This is a genomic window from Bradyrhizobium sp. RT6a, from assembly GCF_040547675.1.
Lineage (GTDB): Bacteria > Pseudomonadota > Alphaproteobacteria > Rhizobiales > Xanthobacteraceae > Bradyrhizobium.
This window is the reverse complement of record NZ_JBEPQC010000002.1, coordinates 1,321,688-1,338,066: the sequence shown is the minus strand read 5'-3', so window position 1 is coordinate 1,338,066 and position 16,379 is coordinate 1,321,688. Positions and strand designations below refer to the sequence as shown.

Below are 16,379 nucleotides of genomic sequence, written 5' to 3'. Positions count from 1 at the left end.
GGCACGGCCCGGTTGATCTGCGTCAACCCAGGCCATGGCGCTGCAAGCCATGAGCCGGTTGCGGCGCTGCCGTTAAGACGGCAGTCCGGTTCCAGGCCTTCAAGGAAGAACTGTCAGTTCGCCGGGATCGTCCGGACGAGATCGCGCGGATTGACGTAGTCGAGCTGGAAACGCGCCCGCTCGTCCAGCATGTCGGGGTCGATCTTCGCGGAGCGCAGCAACGAAACGCGCTGCTCGCTCCTGGCGCGCTCGCGCTTGAGCTGTGCCAGCTCGCTGGTCAGCGCCACGATCTCCTGGTCGAGCTCCTGACGGGCGTTGAGGCCGTATTTGCCGGTATAGGCGTTGACGCCGAAGTAGCCGACGATGGCGGCCGCCATCGCATAGAGGGCAAGACCGGTCAGGATCGATTTCAGGCGCGCGCGGGAGACCATCCTGGGAAGATGGGACAGGTTGGTTAAGGGCGTGCTAATTTCGGGCGGCTGGGCCCCCGCGCGCGACGCTAGCGGACCCTCATGGTGAGGAGCCGCAAAGCGCCGTCTCGCGGACGATGCTTCGCATCGCCGCGAGAACCATGAAGGCCCGACAATTTCCCGGAGCCATCCTTCGAGACGAACGCTTCGCGTTCTCCTCAAGGATGAGGGCCGTAAGCTGCGGCTGCGGGCGATTTAGCCTCAGCCGTGATGCTTCGCCACGTGCACCGCAAACGCGTCGATATAGGCCTGGAGTACGGGCTTCAGGGACTCCTTGGTCAGATTGCCGTCGGCATCGAAGGCATCGCCCACCCCGTTCAGATAGGCCTCCGGCTGCTGCATGATCGGGCCGGAAATCCCCGGCAGGATGTTCTGCAGCGTCTTGGCGGCGCTGACGCCGCCGAGCGGGCCCGGCGAGTTCGCGATGATGCCGACCGGCTTGCCGTTGAACGAGCTCTTGCCATAGGGCCGCGAGGCGACGTCGATGGCGTTCTTCAGCACGCCCGGGATCGCGCGATTGTATTCCGGCGTGACGAAGATGACGCCGTCTGACTTCTGGAGTTTTTCGCGGAAGGACAACCAGTCGGCCGGCGGCGCGCCCTCGAGGTCCTGGTTGAAGAACGAGATGCCGGCCGGCGTGACGACCTCGAGCTTGAGCGAGGCCGGCGCGAGCTTGGCGAGCGCATTGGCAATCTTCAGCGAAAAGCTGTCCTTGCGCAGGCTGCCGGCGAGCGTGACGATATTGTAGGCCATTGAGTGTCCTCGAAATCTTCAGCGGGAGTGCCGGGTTGGCACTTAAGCGATCCCAAGTGATGGATGCAAGTGCATGGACCGGTCGGATTTGGAAACGCTGGGTTTCTGAACAGTTGCCCAAACAATCAGGCCGCCAAGTGGCGGCCTGACTCCTTGGTACAAATTTGCAAATCGGCTCAGATCGTCGGATTCCACGCCGATGGGATCAGGCGATATTTGGCGCCGTCCTTCTCGACATGGCCGACCGAGGGGAAGGTGAAGTGGAAGCCGATCACCGTCGCCTTCTCGGCCGCCGCCATGTCGTAGAATTTGTGGCGGGTCTCCTGCGCCAGCGCAGCATCGGTGTCGAACACCACATGCCAGTCCGGATTGCGCAGGAAGAACTCCGGGATGTTGGTGACGTCGGACTGGATCAGCACCTTGGCATCGCCAGAGGCAACCGCGAACGAGGTGTGCCCGGGGGTGTGGCCGGGCGTCGCGATCGACGTGATGCCCGGCGCGACCTCCTTGCCCCACTCGTACTTCGTCACCTTGGATTCGAGGCCGGCAAAGGTCTTCTTCACGTTGGCGAAGTAGTTCTTCATCATCCCGTTCGACTCGGCCTTGGCGGCGTTGTCCTCGCTGGTCCAGAACTCCCAGTCCTTGCCCGGCACCATGATCTCCGCATTGGGGAAGGCCAGCGCGCCGTCGGCGAGACGAATGCCGTTGGTGTGGTCGGGATGCAGATGCGAGAGCAGCACGACGTCGATGCTCTTGGGGTCGACGCCGGCGGCCTGGAGGTTCTGCAGCGTGCGGCCGACCGCACCCTTGCTGGGCTCGAGATTGGCGACACCGTTGCCGGTATCGATCAGCACGAGCTTGGAGCCGGTGTTGATGAGCTGCGGGTTGAACGGCACCGTGACCATGCCCTTCGGCATGTAGGCCGCCTCGCCCGCGGCCAGCGCTTCCTCCTTCGGCGCGTTGACGACGAACTTGTCCGGCATCGGGAACGTGCGCGCACCGTCATTGATCGAGGTGCACTCGTAGCTGCCGACCTTGTAGCGGTAGAAGCCAGGCGCCTGTGTGCCGGCTTGCGGCACCGAGGCATTGGCGGCGGTCGGCCCAAAGCCGGTCACGGCAGCCGCACCGAAGGCGGCGGCGCCTGCAAGCAAATGGCGGCGATTAAGATCGGTCATGAGGTCCCCTTCTGAGCGCCCCGCGGTTTTCCCGCGTGCAAATGGCGGCGGAATAATCCCCGGCTCCGCTCAGAAGGCAAGACCTTCTTTGGGTGACGTGCCGTCGCACATCACGATTATTTATTTGGGTTGATGAGGAATTTTTCGCCGGTGGCGCGTTTCGCATAGACCGCGATATTGGCGGGATCGAGCGCCTCGGAAAGCGACACCACCTTGGTGTAGTGGCTGGCAAACGTGGTCTTCAGTTCGTCGACCACGCGCTGGCGCAGCCTGGCCCCGTCCGCCTGCCCGATCTTCATCAGGAACGGAAACAGCAGCCAGCCACCGACGCCCCAGGCCATGCCGAAGCCGCGCGGCAGCTCGATCGGGCGGACGTCGAGCGCGCCATAGACATAGACCTGCTTGTGCACGTTGGAGCCGTAGCGGCTGTATTCCTTCGCGGTCTTGTTGATCGCGACTTCCATGCAGTTGAGGATGTCGCCGGCGAGCTTGCCGCCGCCGATGGCGTCGAAGGCGATGGTGGCGCCGGTCTCGACCAGCGCGTTGGTGAGATCGCCCAGGAAGCTCGGTGCGGTGGAATCGACGACGTATTTGGCCCCGATCTTGTGCAGGATGTCGGCCTGTTCCTTGCTGCGCACGATGTTGACCAGCGGGATGCCGTCCTTGATGCAGATCTTGTTCAGCATCTGGCCGAGATTGGAGGCGGCCGCAGTGTGCACCAACGCCTTGTGACCCTCGCGCCGCATGGTCTCAGTCATGCCGAGCGCAGTCAGCGGATTGACGAAGCAGGAAGCGCCTTCGGCCGGCGTGGTGCCTTCCGGCAGCGGCAGGCACTCGCGCACTTTCAGCGTGCGATACTGCGTATACATCGCGCCGCCAATCATGGCGACGGTCTTGCCCATCAGCGCCTTCGCGGCATCCGAGGAGCCGGTCCTGATCACGACTCCCGCGCCTTCGTTACCGACCGGCATGGACTCGTCGAGCCGGCCTGCCATCGCCCGCATCGCGCCTTCCGGCACCTTCGCGGTGATGATGGGAGCGCCCTTGTCGCCGGAAGCCTTCGCAGTGCTCATATCGGCCGCGCCGATCAGGAGCCCGAGGTCGGACGGATTGATCGGAGCGGCCTCGACGCGAACGACGACCTCGTCCGCGGCGGGTTCGGGGGTCGGCACGTCGAGCAGCGAGATCTCGAGCTCGCCGCTCTTCTTGATCAGCGAACGCAATTGCAGGCCATTTTTGCCGTCGCTCATGTCGATCCTCCCCTGTTTTTGTCCGAGAGCTGGCTTATGCCAGCGCCTTCAGTGCCGCCTTGCCGCCGTAGAGCGCCTGCTTGCCGAGCTGCTGCTCGATGCGCAGGAGCTGGTTGTATTTGGCGGTGCGATCGGAGCGTGCAAGGGAGCCGGTCTTGATCTGTCCGCAATTGGTGGCGACCGCGAGGTCGGCGATGGTGGAATCCTCGGTCTCGCCGGAGCGGTGCGACATCACCGAGGTGTAGCCGGCCTTGTGCGCCATCTCGACGGCGGCGAGCGTCTCGGTCAGCGTGCCGATCTGGTTGACCTTGATCAGGATCGAGTTGGCCCGTCCGGCCTTGATGCCTTCGGCGAGCCGCTTGACGTTGGTGACGAAGAGATCGTCGCCGACGAGTTGGCACTTCTTGCCGACGAGGTCGGTCAACTCCTTCCAGCCGTCCATGTCGTCTTCCGACATGCCGTCCTCGATGGTCACGATCGGATAGCGCGCGACGAGGTCAGCAAGGTACTTGGCCTGCTCGGAAATCGAGCGGGTCTTGCCCTCGCCTTCGTAAACATACTTGCCGTCCTTGAAGAACTCGGTCGAGGCGCAGTCGAGGCCCATCACGATGTCGGAGCCCGCCTTGTAGCCGGCCTTGCCGATCGCGTTCATGACGAATTCGAGCGCGGCGTCCGCCGATGGCAGGTTCGGGGCAAAGCCGCCCTCGTCGCCGACATTGGTGTTGTGGCCGGCCTTCTTCAGCTCCGACTTCAGGGTATGGAAGACCTCGGCGCCGTAGCGCAGGCCCTCGGCGAACGACGACGCACCGACGGGCAGAATCATGAACTCCTGGAAGTCGATGGGGTTGTCGGCATGCATGCCGCCATTGATGATGTTCATCATCGGCACCGGCAAGAGACGCGCCGAGGTGCCGCCGACGTAACGGTAGAGCGGCATGTCGAGCGAGTTCGCGGCCGCCTTGGCGCAGGCGAGCGAGACGCCGAGGATGGCGTTGGCGCCCAGCCGGCTCTTGTTCGCGGTGCCGTCGAGGTCGATCATGATCTGGTCGAGCTGGGCCTGCTGCTCGACATCGAGGCCGCTCAGGGCCTCGAAGATCTCGCCGTTGACGGCGCCGACCGCCTTGGTGACGCCTTTGCCGAGATAACGGGCTTTGTCACCGTCGCGCAGTTCCACCGCCTCGTGGGCGCCGGTGGAAGCGCCGGACGGCACGGCAGCACGGCCGAGCGCACCATCTTCCAGCACGACGTCGACCTCGACGGTGGGATTGCCCCGGCTATCCAGGATTTCGCGTCCGATGATGTCGATGATGGCGGTCATGAGGGCCTCTTTTCGGGGGACTAAGCAGTCAGTTGGGGTGCTTCTACCGCAATGCATCGAAGCGGAAAAGGCCGGGTGACGGCCGCACGATGATTGGCTAAGAGGGCGCCAAGGAGGCGGCCTGATGTCGAAAAAGCCAAGCAAATCGAAGAACTCAAGCTCGGATTCACCTGCCCTGCAGCTTGGCCGCGCGGTGGAATGGCCGGATGCGCCCGAGAAAGCAAAGCTCGACCGCGTGCCGAATCCGCAAGGAGGCACCGATTATCTGGTGCGCTTCACCGTGCCGGAATTCACCTCGCTCTGCCCGGTCACGGGACAGCCGGATTTCGCGCATCTGATGATCGACTACGCCCCCGGCCAATGGCTGCTGGAGTCGAAGTCGCTCAAACTCTACATCGCGAGCTTCCGCAATCACGGCGCCTTCCACGAGGACTGCACCGTGATGATCGGCAAGCGCATCGCGAGCGAGATCAAGCCGAAGTTCCTGCGCATCGGCGGCTACTGGTATCCGCGCGGCGGCATCCCGATCGACGTGTTCTGGCAGATCGGCCGCGCGCCGAAGGGCCTGTGGGTGCCCGAACAGGGCGTCGCACCCTATCGCGGGCGGGGCTAGTTGGACCGAACGCCGATGGAATCGACTGCAGCAACATTCCGAAATCTTGGATTGGGCCTTCTGGGCATGCTGTGGCTGACCGGCGCGGCCGAGGCTGCCGAAGTCCGGGTGATGATCTCGGGCGGCCTGACGGCTGCCTACAAGGTGCTCGTGCCGGAGTTTGAGAAGGCCACCGGCAACAAGGTGCTGACGGAATATGGGCCCTCGATGGGGACCACGACCAACGCTATCCCGGTCCGGCTGGAGCGCGGCGAGGCGGCCGATGTCCTGATCATGGTGGGCTACGCCCTCACCGATCTCGCCAGCAAGGGCAAGGTCGTTGCCGGCAGCCAGGTCGACCTGACGAGATCGCCGATCGGGGTCGCCGTGAAATCGGGCGCGCCGAAGCCGGACATCAGCTCGGTGGAAGCGGTCAAGCGCGCGTTGCTCGCGGCGAAGACGATCGCCTATTCCGACAGCGCCAGCGGCGTCTATGTCTCGACCGAAATGTTTGGAAAGCTCGGCATTGCCGATGTCATGAAGGACAAGGCCCGCAAGATTCCGGCCACGCCGGTCGGCGAGATCGTCGCCCACGGCGATGCCGAGCTCGGCTTTCAGCAGATCAGCGAGCTGAAGCCCGTGAAGGGCATCGATATCGTCGGGCCGCTGCCGAACGAATTGCAGCAGATCACGATCTTCTCAGCCGGCATCGCAAGCGTTTCCAAAGAGCCCGAGGCCGGCCGGGCCTTGATCAAGTTCCTTGCCTCCCCGGCAGCCCGCGACGCGATCATCGCGAGCGGCATGGAGCCGATCGCGGCCGGTGGAGCGAACTAAAACCCTCTCGCATCTAGTACGCGCTCAGCAGATCGACCTTCGCATTCGCCAGCACCAGACGCCGCGCCAAGATGGCAGCGAGATTGCGCATGATTTTGAGCGAGGTCTCGGGATGCACGCGACGATAATCGGCAAAGCTGCCGAGCGGCAATTCGAGGCAGGCCACCGGCGTGTCGGCGAAGACGTCGGCGCTGCGGCTTCCCTCCAGGATCGCCATCTCACCGAAAGCCATGCCGGGGCCGAGTGAAGCCAGCCGCACGCCGCTGCGCAGCTTTACACTGACCATGCCGCTCTGAAGGAAGAACAGCGAATTGGCGGGCTCGCCGGCGGCGATGATGCGCTGGCCGGCCGCGTAGTGCCGCGTGGTCGACAGCTTGACGATGGCGGCGATCTCGTCGGCATCGAGCTCGGCCAGCAGTGCCTGCTCGCCGAGATGCGCGCTCTCTTTCACGTCGGTGAAGCCGCCGAAGCGGTAGATCACCTGATCCTCGGCCCATTCGATCGCATCGTCCAGGAGTGCAAAACGCCGTAACCGGCGCGGCTCGGACGTGCGCGCCGAGATCGCCGTCCACACGGCCGAGGTCTCTTCGAAGCCCGACAGGATCGTGATGATGCCGGCATTGCCGAGCGCCGCCAGCGTCTCGCCCAGAAGCTCAGCGCCCGCTGCGGTGATATCGGGGACGCGACGAAAATCGATGATCAGGAGCGGCGCATTCGGCGGCTCGCTGGTGAGCCGTCGCGTGACATAGTCGATGGTGCCGAAATTCATGGCGCCGACCAGCTCGAGCACGCGGATGTCGCTGTGGCGCTCGTCGAGAATCTGCTGCTCGCGCGGCGGGCGGCTGCGGCGCGAGGAGATGCCGTAGACGTCGTAATCCGCCATGATGCTGGTGCGGACGTCGGCATTGCGGTTGAGCATGTGCAGGTCGAACCGCGCCGACAGCGCTTCGCACACTTTCAGGCCGCGCGCGCTGTTGAAGTGGTTATCCAGCAGCGGCGAGAAAGTGCCGAGCCCGAGTTGCGAGGGTAGCGCCGCGACGATACCGCCGCCGACGCCGCTCTTGGCGGGGATGCCGACCCGGTAGGTCCACTCGCCAGCATAATCGTACATGCCCGAGCTCGTCATCACCGACAACGTGCGCGCGACGATGTGCGGCGTGATCACCTGCACGCCCGTCACCGGATTGATGCCGCGATTGGCGAGCGTTGCCGCCATCACCGCCAGATCGCGCGCAGTGACCAGGATCGCGCATTGACGGAAATAGACGTCGAGCACGGCGTCGACGTCGTCTGGCAGCACGGCGTAATTGCGCAACAGCCAGGCAATGGCCCGGTTGCGGTTGCCGGTCGCGGTCTCAGAGACATGCACGGCGTCGTCGACACCGAGCTCGCGGCCGGCGAACTGGCTGAGCTTCGAGCGGACGCGCTCGAAGGCGCCCTTCCCGTCCACCTCGTAGATCAGGCCCGAACAGGCGATGGCGCCGGCATTGACCATCGGGTTGAAAGGACGGTTGTCGTTGGTAAGCCGGATCGAATTGAAAGCTTCGCCGCTCGGCTCGACGCCGATGGTGGCTGCGACCCGCTCTTCGCCGACCATCTCCAGCGCCAGTGCGAACACGAAGGCCTTCGAGACCGATTGGATCGTGAACGGCACCGCACTGTCGCCGACCTCGTAGATATGGCCGTCGATGGTGACGAGCGCGATGCCGAAATGGTCGGGGTTGGCGCGCTTCAGCTCGGGAATATAGTCGGCAAGCTCGCCCGAATTGTCGGCCTGGAATTCTTCGTAACAAGCGGTCAGGAAGCGCCGGAGCGGGGGCTTGGTGGGATATCCCGTCGATCGGGTCACGCTGGCTGCGCTGGGCGAGCGGCTGGTCTGGGCGTCCACGATCTCACACCTCGATTTGCCCAAAATCGAAGCAATTCGTGTGCCATGTATACGGGACCGACGGTGTCGTGGTGGGGCCGATCCCCTTCAGGGACCGAATAGCCTCAGCGCGCGTCGGACGGCGCGCGCTGTTTCAGCAGGCGCGCGCAGACAAAGCCCAATACCACCATGATCGCGGCGCTCACGAGCAGCGTCGGCACCTTGCCGCCATGCTGCAGGCCAAGGCCATAGGCGAGCGGCCCGACCGTCTGCCCCATGAAGAAGAAGAACGAATGCAGCGATAGCGCGGTCGCGCGTGCCTCGACCGAGAGCTCGCTGGCAAACATCTGCAGGCAGCCATGGGCGATATAGAAGCCCCATCCCATCACGACAAGATTGAGCGCCTGCACTTCCCAGCGCGGGCCGAAGCCGACGAGAACGAGTTGCGAGGCCACCAGCGTCATGCCCGCGATCATCATTCCCTTCATGCCCAGCCATGGCAGCAGGCGCGACACCGTCAGCGTGTAGAACAAGCCGCCGACTGCAAAGCCCGCGATGACGAAACCGGCGATCGAGAGCGAGGTCTGACCGAGCTCGAACAGGAACGATGCGATGTAGGGAAACAGGCCGAGCACGCAGCAGCCTTCGATGAACACCGCCGAATAACAGACATAAGCGTTCGGGTTGGTGAAGATGGTGCGATAGCCGGCCTTCAGCGCCGACAGGCTCGTCTTCGGCGGATGCTTGACCTTGGCGCCACGAAAACCGGCGGCGACTGCGATCGACGCAACGATCACGAGCCCGCCGAGCACTGCCAGCACGCCGCGCCAGCCGAGGAAATCGCCGATCAGGCCGGAGGCCGAGGCGCCGAGCAGATTGCCCGTCATCGCGCCGGCAAGCGTGCGGCTGATCGCGACCTGGCGTTTCTCCGGACCGACGAGATCGCTGGTCAGGCTGAGCGCCACGGGAAACACGCCGCCGGAGCCGATGCCGGCGAGGATACGGGTCGCGAACAGAACCGAGAACGAGCTCGAGAGCGCCCCCAGGATGTTGGCAAGGCCGAGCAGCGCGAGGCAGCCGATCATCAGCCGCGTCTTGCCGAACAGATCGGCGGCGGCGCCGACGATCGGCTGGATGATGGAGAAGGTGAAGGCGAACACCGCGGCAAAGCCGGCAGCGGTCGCGATGCTGACGCCAAAGTCCTCGGCGACGTGCGGCAGCACCGGATCGAGCGCGCGCGCGGAGAGCGCCGCGGCAAAGCTTGCACCGGAGATGACGTAGAGCGCGGCCGGCAGGCCGTGATCGTGCGGCCGCGCCTCGCCTTGCTGCATCAGCGCGGGTCGGCTTTGGTCGAATCTTTGGCGAGCGCGTCGAACGCCATCAGCCTTCGGATCAGCCCTTCGAAGTCGCGCAGCGGCACCATGTTGGGTCCGTCGGACGGCGCGCTATCGGGGTCGGGATGAGTCTCGATGAAGACACCGGCAACACCGACAGCGACGGCTGCGCGTGCGAGCACCGGCACGAATTCGCGCTCGCCTCCGGAAGACGTCCCCTTCCCGCCCGGCTGCTGCACCGAGTGAGTGGCGTCGAAGATCACGGGTGCGCCGGTGGTGCGCGCCAGGATCGGCAAGGCGCGCATGTCGGAGACTAGGGTGTTGTAGCCGAAGGACGCGCCGCGTTCGGTCACGAGCACATTGGGATTGTTCGCGCTCGTGATCTTGGACACGACATTGGCCATGTCCCAGGGCGCGAGAAACTGACCCTTCTTGACGTTGACGACCTTGCCGGTTGCGGCGGCCGCCAGCAGCAGATCGGTCTGGCGACACAGGAAGGCGGGGATCTGCAGGATGTCCACCGCCTGCGCCACCTCGGCGCATTGCGCGGCGTCATGCACGTCGGTCAGAACCGGCAGGCCGAGCGACGATCGGATTTCGGCGAAGATCGGCAGCGACTGGGCAAGCCCGAGCCCACGCGCGGCCGACGCGCTGGTGCGATTGGCCTTGTCGAACGAGGTCTTGTAGACGAGGCCGATCTGCAGCCGCGCGGCGATCTCCTTCAGCGCCGAGGCGACCTCCAGCGCATGCTGGCGGCTTTCGAGCTGACACGGTCCGGCAATGATCGAGATCGGCAGATCGTTGCCGAATTTGACCTTGCCAATAGTGACGACCGGCGCCGCTGACGTCGAAGAGCTCAAGGCAAATCCCTCGCTTCGGCGCGACCATAGCCGCGATGAAGGGCGGATCAACCCCATTCGGCCTGGGCTCCCAGAATATCAGGGTTGCGCCAGGCTCCCCGCGACGCCCTCGCGCCGGCCGTCTCTACTTCACCGCCGAGAAGGCGGTCGGCGCCAGGATCTGGCTGACGATGTTGCCGACGATCTGGCCGTCCGCCTCGCTCTCGGCGCGCGCTTTCATCCAGTCTGGATCGCTCATGAAGCCGGCCCACTTCTTCTCGCGCTCGGCGAGCGACTCCCAGGCCAGGAAGTAGGTCAACTCCTGGTTGGATTCGCCGATCAGCGTGGTGAAGAAACCGGCTTGGCGAATGCCGTGCTTTTCCCAGATCTTCAGCGTCGCCGTCTCGAACCGCTTCAGCAGCGCCGGCAAACGGCCGGGCACGCAGCGATAGATGCGCATTTCGTAGATCATTCTTGTTTACTCCCTGAACAGGTCCGGCGGTTATAACGGCTGGCCCTGACGGTGTCTTGAGGCCCGCTCGACCGCCCCCCGTGGCGTTCCGCGCATGGCTCTGCCCCCCTGCTGAACGTGCCGCCGGCCGCCGTCTACAAGCTGACGCGTCGGCCGCAGATGAAGCTCGTTACGGGATCGCTTGCGCCTGCTACGTCAATGCCGGCCGGGCGGAGCGGATGCATCTTGCACGTGAACTGCACCGCCACGTGCTGAGCCGATTACACCAGGCGGCTCTGCACCATCGCCGCGCGAATGAACGACGCGAACAGCGGATGCGGCTCGAAGGGGCGCGACTTCAGTTCGGGATGGAACTGGACGCCGATGAACCAGGGGTGATCCTCGTACTCGACGATCTCCGGCAGCACGCCGTCGGGCGACAGGCCCGAGAATTTCAGCCCGTGCTGCTCGAGGCGATCCTTGTAGGCGGTGTTGACCTCGTATCGATGGCGGTGGCGCTCGGAAATCTCGGTCGCGCCGCCATAGACCTCCGAGACGCGGCTGCCGCGATTGAGCGCCGCGGGATAGGCACCCAAGCGCATCGTGCCGCCGAGATCGCCGGCGTTGGTGCGCTTCTCGAGCTCGTTGCCGCGCAGCCATTCCGTCATCAGGCCGACCAGGGGCTCCTTGGTCGGGCCGAACTCGGTGGAGTTGGCCTCCTCGATCCCGACGAGATTTCGCGCGGCCTCGATCACCGCCATCTGCATGCCGAAGCAGATGCCGAAATACGGTACGTCGCGCTCGCGTGCGAACTGCGCCGCGCGGATCTTGCCTTCGGCGCCGCGCTGGCCGAAGCCGCCGGGCACCAGAATGCCGTTGACGTGTTCGAGGAACGGCGCGGGATCTTCCTTCTCGAAGATCTCGCTTTCGATCCAGTCGAGATTGACCTTCACCTTGTTGGCGATGCCGCCATGCGAGAGCGCCTCGATCAGCGACTTATACGCATCCTTCATGCCGGTATACTTACCGACGATGGCGATGGTGACGTTGCCTTCGGGATTGCGGATGCGCTCGTTGATCTGCTGCCAGCTGCGCAGCTCCGGCGGAATCCGCGAACCGATGCCGAAGGCGGCAAGCACTTCGTCGTCGAGGCCTGCGGCATGGTAAGCCTGAGGGACAGCGTAGATGCTGTCGGCGTCGCGCGCCTCGATGACGGCGCTCTCGCGCACGTTACAGAACAGCCCGAGCTTGCGCCGTTCCTCCTTCGGGATCTCGCGATCGGTACGGCAGAGCAGGATGTCCGGCTGGATGCCGATCGAGCGCAGCTCCTTGACGGAGTGCTGCGTCGGTTTTGTCTTCAGCTCACCGGCGCTGGGGATGTAAGGCAGCAGCGTCAGATGAATGTAGATGGCGTGATCGCGCGGCAGCTCGTTCTTGAGCTGGCGGATCGCCTCGAAGAACGGCAGCCCCTCGATGTCGCCGACGGTGCCGCCGATCTCGACCAGCACGAAGTCGTAATCATCGTTGCCGTCGAGGACGAAGTCCTTGAGGGCGTTGGTGACATGCGGAACGACCTGGATGGTCGCGCCGAGATAATCGCCGCGCCGCTCCTTGGAGATGATGTCCTGGTAGATGCGCCCGGTCGTGATGTTGTCGGCCTTGGTCGCAGGCCGCCCGGTGAAGCGCTCGTAGTGACCGAGATCGAGGTCGGTCTCCGCGCCGTCATCGGTCACGAACACTTCGCCGTGCTGATACGGCGACATCGTTCCGGGATCGAGATTGAGATAGGGGTCGAGCTTGCGGAGGCGGACCTTGTAGCCCCGGGCTTGCAACAGGGCACCGAGTGCCGCTGAAGCCAGACCCTTGCCGAGCGAAGAAACCACGCCGCCGGTGATGAATATGTACCGCGCCATGGGGCTTAACCTCTAATCCCTCGAATTCGATTCGCCAAAGCGATTCGTATTCCGCCCCAAACATTTTGCGGGGCTGTGGGTGAGCCAGAACTAAGAGTGGTGACAGAGCCTTGATGGGGGTTGTTGATGCAGGACGGTAGAAGCCGCCCTGCATGGCCCCCCTGCTTTATTGCGAACGCGGTACCTGTGGGCCGCTCGGCGCCGGAGCCTGCTGCTGCTCGTCGGCCTTCTTCAGCGAATCCAGAATGCCGCCGGAGGTCGGCGGCGCGATCGGTCCGCCACCGGCCGGCTGGGTCTGCGAAGCCGGTGCGCCGATGATCGACGACGGCTTGCGGTCGTAGCCGGCATACCAGGACAGGAACAGGCTGGTGAGGAAGAAGCCGACGGCCAGGATCGCGGTGGTCCGCGTCAGAAGGTTCGCGGTGCCGCGGCTCGACATGAAGCCGGCGCCACCTCCCATGCCGAGGCCCCCGCCTTCCGACTTCTGGAGCAGGACGGCGCCGATCATGACGGTGACGATCATGAGGTGAATGACGATGACAACAGTCTGCATAGTGTCCTTCCGTCACAAGCCGACAGCGCCGAGACGGCGGCCAATCGTGCTTCGCGGGGTTTTCCTGAAGTTGCGCGGTGTTACACGATCAGCCGGGGCATTGCCACCCCCGATCGGGCGGGTCGTAAGGTTTGGAGCTAGCTAGGGACAGCCCTGCGCAATCACAAGGAAGTCGGCCGCCTTCAGGCTGGCCCCGCCGACTAGCGCGCCATTGACGTTCTTCACGGCCATCAGCTCGGCCGCGTTCGAGGGCTTGACCGAGCCGCCATAGAGGATCCGCATCCCGGCGCCGTCGGCCTTGAACCTGGAGGTCAGGAATTCCCGGATAAAGCCATGAATCTGCTCGACATCCCGGGACGTCGGGGTCAGGCCGGTGCCGATTGCCCAGACCGGTTCATACGCCACCACTAGATTGGCGGCGGTCGAACCATCCGGCAGCGAGCCGTTGAGCTGGCCGCGCAGGATATCGAGGGTCTGGCCGGCGTCGCGCTGGCCCTGCGTCTCGCCGATGCAGACGATCGCCGTCACCCCGGCGCGCCAGGCGGCCTCAGCCTTCTGCCGGATCAGGGCATCGCCTTCGCCATGGTCGGCACGGCGCTCGGAATGGCCGACGATGATCGCGGTCGCACCCGAATCCGCCAGCATTTCAGCGGCGATGTCGCCGGTATGGGCGCCGGAGGCCTTGGGGTGGCAATCCTGGGCCCCCACCGCGACCTTCTTGCCGCGTGCCTTCTCGGCAAAGGCTGCGATCAGGGTCGCCGGCGGGCAAACCAGCAGGTCGGCTTTGCCGGCCACCTCTGCCGCGCCATTGAGCATGGCGTCGAATTCGGCAGTCGAGGCCTTCAGGCCGTTCATTTTCCAGTTGCCGGCGATCAGGGGGCGGATGGCATCGGTCATGTCAAATTCCAGCTAATTCGGTTTGTGCATGCGCTAGCAGAGGTCCCGTGGCAGTTCCAGAGACCAGGGGCTTTTAACCGCAGGGATCGAAAGCCTGCCGGACCCGAGGTTGCGGGGGGAAAGCCACCACTTTATGATGATTGATCAATTTGGTGACGCGCTTTTGCGGAATCTGCATTAAGACGCGCTCCCGTTCCCCTCCTGCCAAACAAGTTGGACCAAATGCTTCGAGGAATGCGCAAGGCCTCATCAAACTGGCTCGGCAAGACCATTATGGCCATTGTGATGGGCGTGCTGATCATCAGTTTCGGCGTTTGGGGCATTGCCGACATCTTCAAGGGCTTTGGGCAATCCACCGTAGCCAAGGTCGGCGGCACCGAAATTTCGCTGAACGAGTTCCGCCAGATTTACACCGATCGCCTGCAGCAGATCAGCCGCCAGTTCGGCCGGCCGCTGTCGCCTGAACAGGCGCGCGCCTTCGGCCTCGACCGTCAGGTGCTCCAGCAGACGATCGCGGAAGCCGCCCTCGACGAAGAGGCGCGCCGGCTCGGGCTCGGCCAGTCCGACGACCAGATCCGCCAGCTCATCATGAACGACCCGAACTTCAAGGGCGTCGGCGGCAACTTCGATTCGAACCGCTTCCAGTCCGTGATCCGCAATTTCGGCTATACCGAGCAGCGCTACGTCTCGGAGCAGCGCAAGGTCTCGCTGCGTCGGCAGATCACCGGCACGATCGGTGCCGGCCTCGAGCCGCCGAAGGCGATGCTCGACGTGCTGACGCGCTTCCAGAACGAGCAGCGCGCCATTGAATTCGTCAGGCTCGACGCAGCCCAGGCAGGCACCATCGACGCGCCCTCGCCCGAGGCGCTCGCCGCCTATTTCGAGGATCACAAGGTCCAGTTCCGCGCGCCCGAATATCGCAAGATCGCGTTCGTCGTGGTCTCGCCGGAGGAGATCGGCAAGTGGAGCGAGGTGTCGGACGAGGACGCCAAGAAAGCGTTCGACCAGCGCAAGGATCGGCTCGGCACGCCGGAGAAGCGCCAGATCCAGCAGATCGTATTCCCCAACGCCGCCGAGGCGCAGACCGCACGCGAGCGGCTCACCAGCGGGACGTCGTTCGAGGACCTCGGCAAGAAGCGCGGACTGAGCGCGTCCGACGTCGATCTCGGGCTCGTGACCAAATCCTCGCTCGATCCCGCGGTTGGAGACGCCGTCTTCGCGCTTCCCGCCGGTGAAATCAGCCAGCCGATCCAGGGCCGTCTCGGCACGTCGATCGTCAAGGTCGACAAGATCGAGCCGGGCACTGAGGCGAACTACGCGAGCGTTGCCGCCGACATCAAGCGCGAGATCGCCACCGAGCGTGCGCGCGTCAAGGTCGCCGATCTCCGCGACAAGATGGAAGACGAACGCGGCGGGGGTGCCAGCGTGATCGACGCGGCGCAGAAGCTCGGGCTCACCGCCGTAACCATCGACGCCGTCGACCGTTCCGGCCGCGCCCCGAGCGGCCAGCCGGTCTCCGGCATTCCGCAGGGCCTCGACGTGGTGTCGCAGGCCTTCAACACCGATGTCGGCGTCGACAATGACTCGATCTCTTTCAAGGGCGGCTATGTCTGGTACGACGTGCTTGCCATCACGCCGTCGCGCGACCGCAATCTCGATGAGGTCCGCGACCAGGTCGAGGCGCGCTGGCGCCAGGACCAGATCGCGACCAAGCTGAAGGCCAAGGCGACCGAGATGGTGCAGAAGCTCGAATCCGGCGGCAAGCTCGCCGACGAAGCAGCCGCGATCGGCGCCAAGGTCGAGACCGCCACCGGCTTCAAGCGCGACGACTCGCCCGCCAGCGTTCCCGCAACGGTCGTGTCGGCCGCCTTCCGCGTCGCCAAGGACGGCGTCGGGCAGACGGCAGTGACAGGCGGCACCGAGGTGATCGTGTTCCGCGTCACCGAGATCATCGATCCCACGGTCGATGCCGCTTCCGAGGCTGTCAAGAAGCTGAAGGACAGTCTCGACCGCGCGCAGACCGAGGAGCAGGTCGCGTCCTACGTGAACAAGCTTGAAACAGACATCGGAACCAGCATCAATCAGGCCGCCTTCGCGCAGGTGACCGGCGCGAACCAGTGAGTTGAAAGCACG

At 64.5% G+C, this 16,379-nt stretch carries 15 protein-coding genes; 3 read left to right on the top strand and 12 right to left on the bottom strand.

Translation table 11 applies throughout. The annotated features are described in order from the left end of the window. Positions 1–113: 113 nt before the first annotated feature. From ABIC03_RS16335 to eno, 5 genes are all read right to left on the bottom strand, one after another. Positions 114–431: an FtsB family cell division protein gene (locus ABIC03_RS16335; protein WP_007590617.1), complete on the bottom strand. Its 318-nt coding sequence runs from the start codon at positions 429–431 to the stop codon at positions 114–116. 240 nt (positions 432–671) lie between these two features. Continuing rightward, a complete protein-coding gene (locus ABIC03_RS16330) occupies positions 672–1,223 on the bottom strand; it encodes an NADPH-dependent FMN reductase (protein ID WP_354059133.1) in 552 nt (183 codons plus the stop codon). Positions 1,224–1,399: 176 nt separating this feature from the next. Continuing rightward, positions 1,400–2,398: an MBL fold metallo-hydrolase gene (locus tag ABIC03_RS16325; protein ID WP_354059132.1), complete on the bottom strand. Its 999-nt coding sequence runs from the start codon at positions 2,396–2,398 to the stop codon at positions 1,400–1,402. 116 nt (positions 2,399–2,514) lie between these two features. Beyond that, a complete protein-coding gene (locus ABIC03_RS16320) occupies positions 2,515–3,648 on the bottom strand; it encodes a zinc-binding dehydrogenase (RefSeq protein WP_354059130.1) in 1,134 nt (377 codons plus the stop codon). 34 nt (positions 3,649–3,682) lie between these two features. After that, a complete protein-coding gene (eno, locus tag ABIC03_RS16315; RefSeq protein WP_354059128.1) occupies positions 3,683–4,966 on the bottom strand; it encodes a phosphopyruvate hydratase in 1,284 nt (427 codons plus the stop codon). Positions 4,967–5,090: 124 nt separating this feature from the next. Here eno and queF point away from each other — a divergent pair, with 124 nt between their 5' ends. Beyond that, positions 5,091–5,579 carry a preQ(1) synthase gene (gene queF / locus ABIC03_RS16310; RefSeq protein WP_354059126.1) on the top strand — a complete coding sequence of 163 codons (489 nt, stop codon included), beginning with the start codon at positions 5,091–5,093 and terminating at the stop codon, positions 5,577–5,579. A gap of 15 nt (positions 5,580–5,594) precedes the next feature. Next, positions 5,595–6,392 (top strand): substrate-binding domain-containing protein, encoded by a 798-nt coding sequence (locus tag ABIC03_RS16305; protein ID WP_354059124.1) that lies wholly within the window; start codon positions 5,595–5,597, stop codon positions 6,390–6,392. 13 nt (positions 6,393–6,405) lie between these two features. Here ABIC03_RS16305 and glsA read toward each other — a convergent pair whose 3' ends face one another. From glsA to tpiA, 7 genes are all read right to left on the bottom strand, one after another. Further along, entirely contained in the window at positions 6,406–8,280 is a 1,875-nt protein-coding gene (gene glsA, locus ABIC03_RS16300) for a glutaminase A (protein WP_354059122.1), read from the bottom strand. Positions 8,281–8,384: 104 nt separating this feature from the next. Further along, entirely contained in the window at positions 8,385–9,590 is a 1,206-nt protein-coding gene (locus ABIC03_RS16295; RefSeq protein WP_354059120.1) for an MFS transporter, read from the bottom strand. After that, positions 9,590–10,453: a 3-deoxy-8-phosphooctulonate synthase gene (kdsA, locus tag ABIC03_RS16290; protein WP_275171238.1), complete on the bottom strand. Its 864-nt coding sequence runs from the start codon at positions 10,451–10,453 to the stop codon at positions 9,590–9,592. The genes ABIC03_RS16295 and kdsA overlap by 1 nt, the downstream gene beginning before the upstream one ends. Positions 10,454–10,577: 124 nt before the next feature. Next, on the bottom strand, positions 10,578–10,904 hold the full coding sequence (locus ABIC03_RS16285; RefSeq protein WP_275171239.1) for an NIPSNAP family protein: 327 nt from the start codon (positions 10,902–10,904) through the stop codon (positions 10,578–10,580). 260 nt (positions 10,905–11,164) lie between these two features. After that, positions 11,165–12,796, bottom strand: coding sequence for a CTP synthase (gene pyrG, locus ABIC03_RS16275; RefSeq protein ID WP_354059118.1), 1,632 nt, complete (start codon positions 12,794–12,796; stop codon positions 11,165–11,167). A 166-nt stretch (positions 12,797–12,962) separates the two neighbouring features. Beyond that, positions 12,963–13,349, bottom strand: a complete 387-nt coding sequence (secG, locus tag ABIC03_RS16270; protein ID WP_007590603.1) for a preprotein translocase subunit SecG — start codon at positions 13,347–13,349, stop codon at positions 12,963–12,965. 141 nt (positions 13,350–13,490) lie between these two features. Beyond that, complete coding sequence (gene tpiA, locus ABIC03_RS16265; RefSeq protein ID WP_354059115.1) at positions 13,491–14,246, bottom strand: triose-phosphate isomerase; 756 nt, start codon at positions 14,244–14,246, stop codon at positions 13,491–13,493. A 222-nt stretch (positions 14,247–14,468) separates the two neighbouring features. Between tpiA and ABIC03_RS16260 the strand changes: the two genes are divergently transcribed. Next, positions 14,469–16,367: a SurA N-terminal domain-containing protein gene (locus ABIC03_RS16260; RefSeq protein WP_354059113.1), complete on the top strand. Its 1,899-nt coding sequence runs from the start codon at positions 14,469–14,471 to the stop codon at positions 16,365–16,367. Positions 16,368–16,379 lie beyond the last annotated feature (12 nt).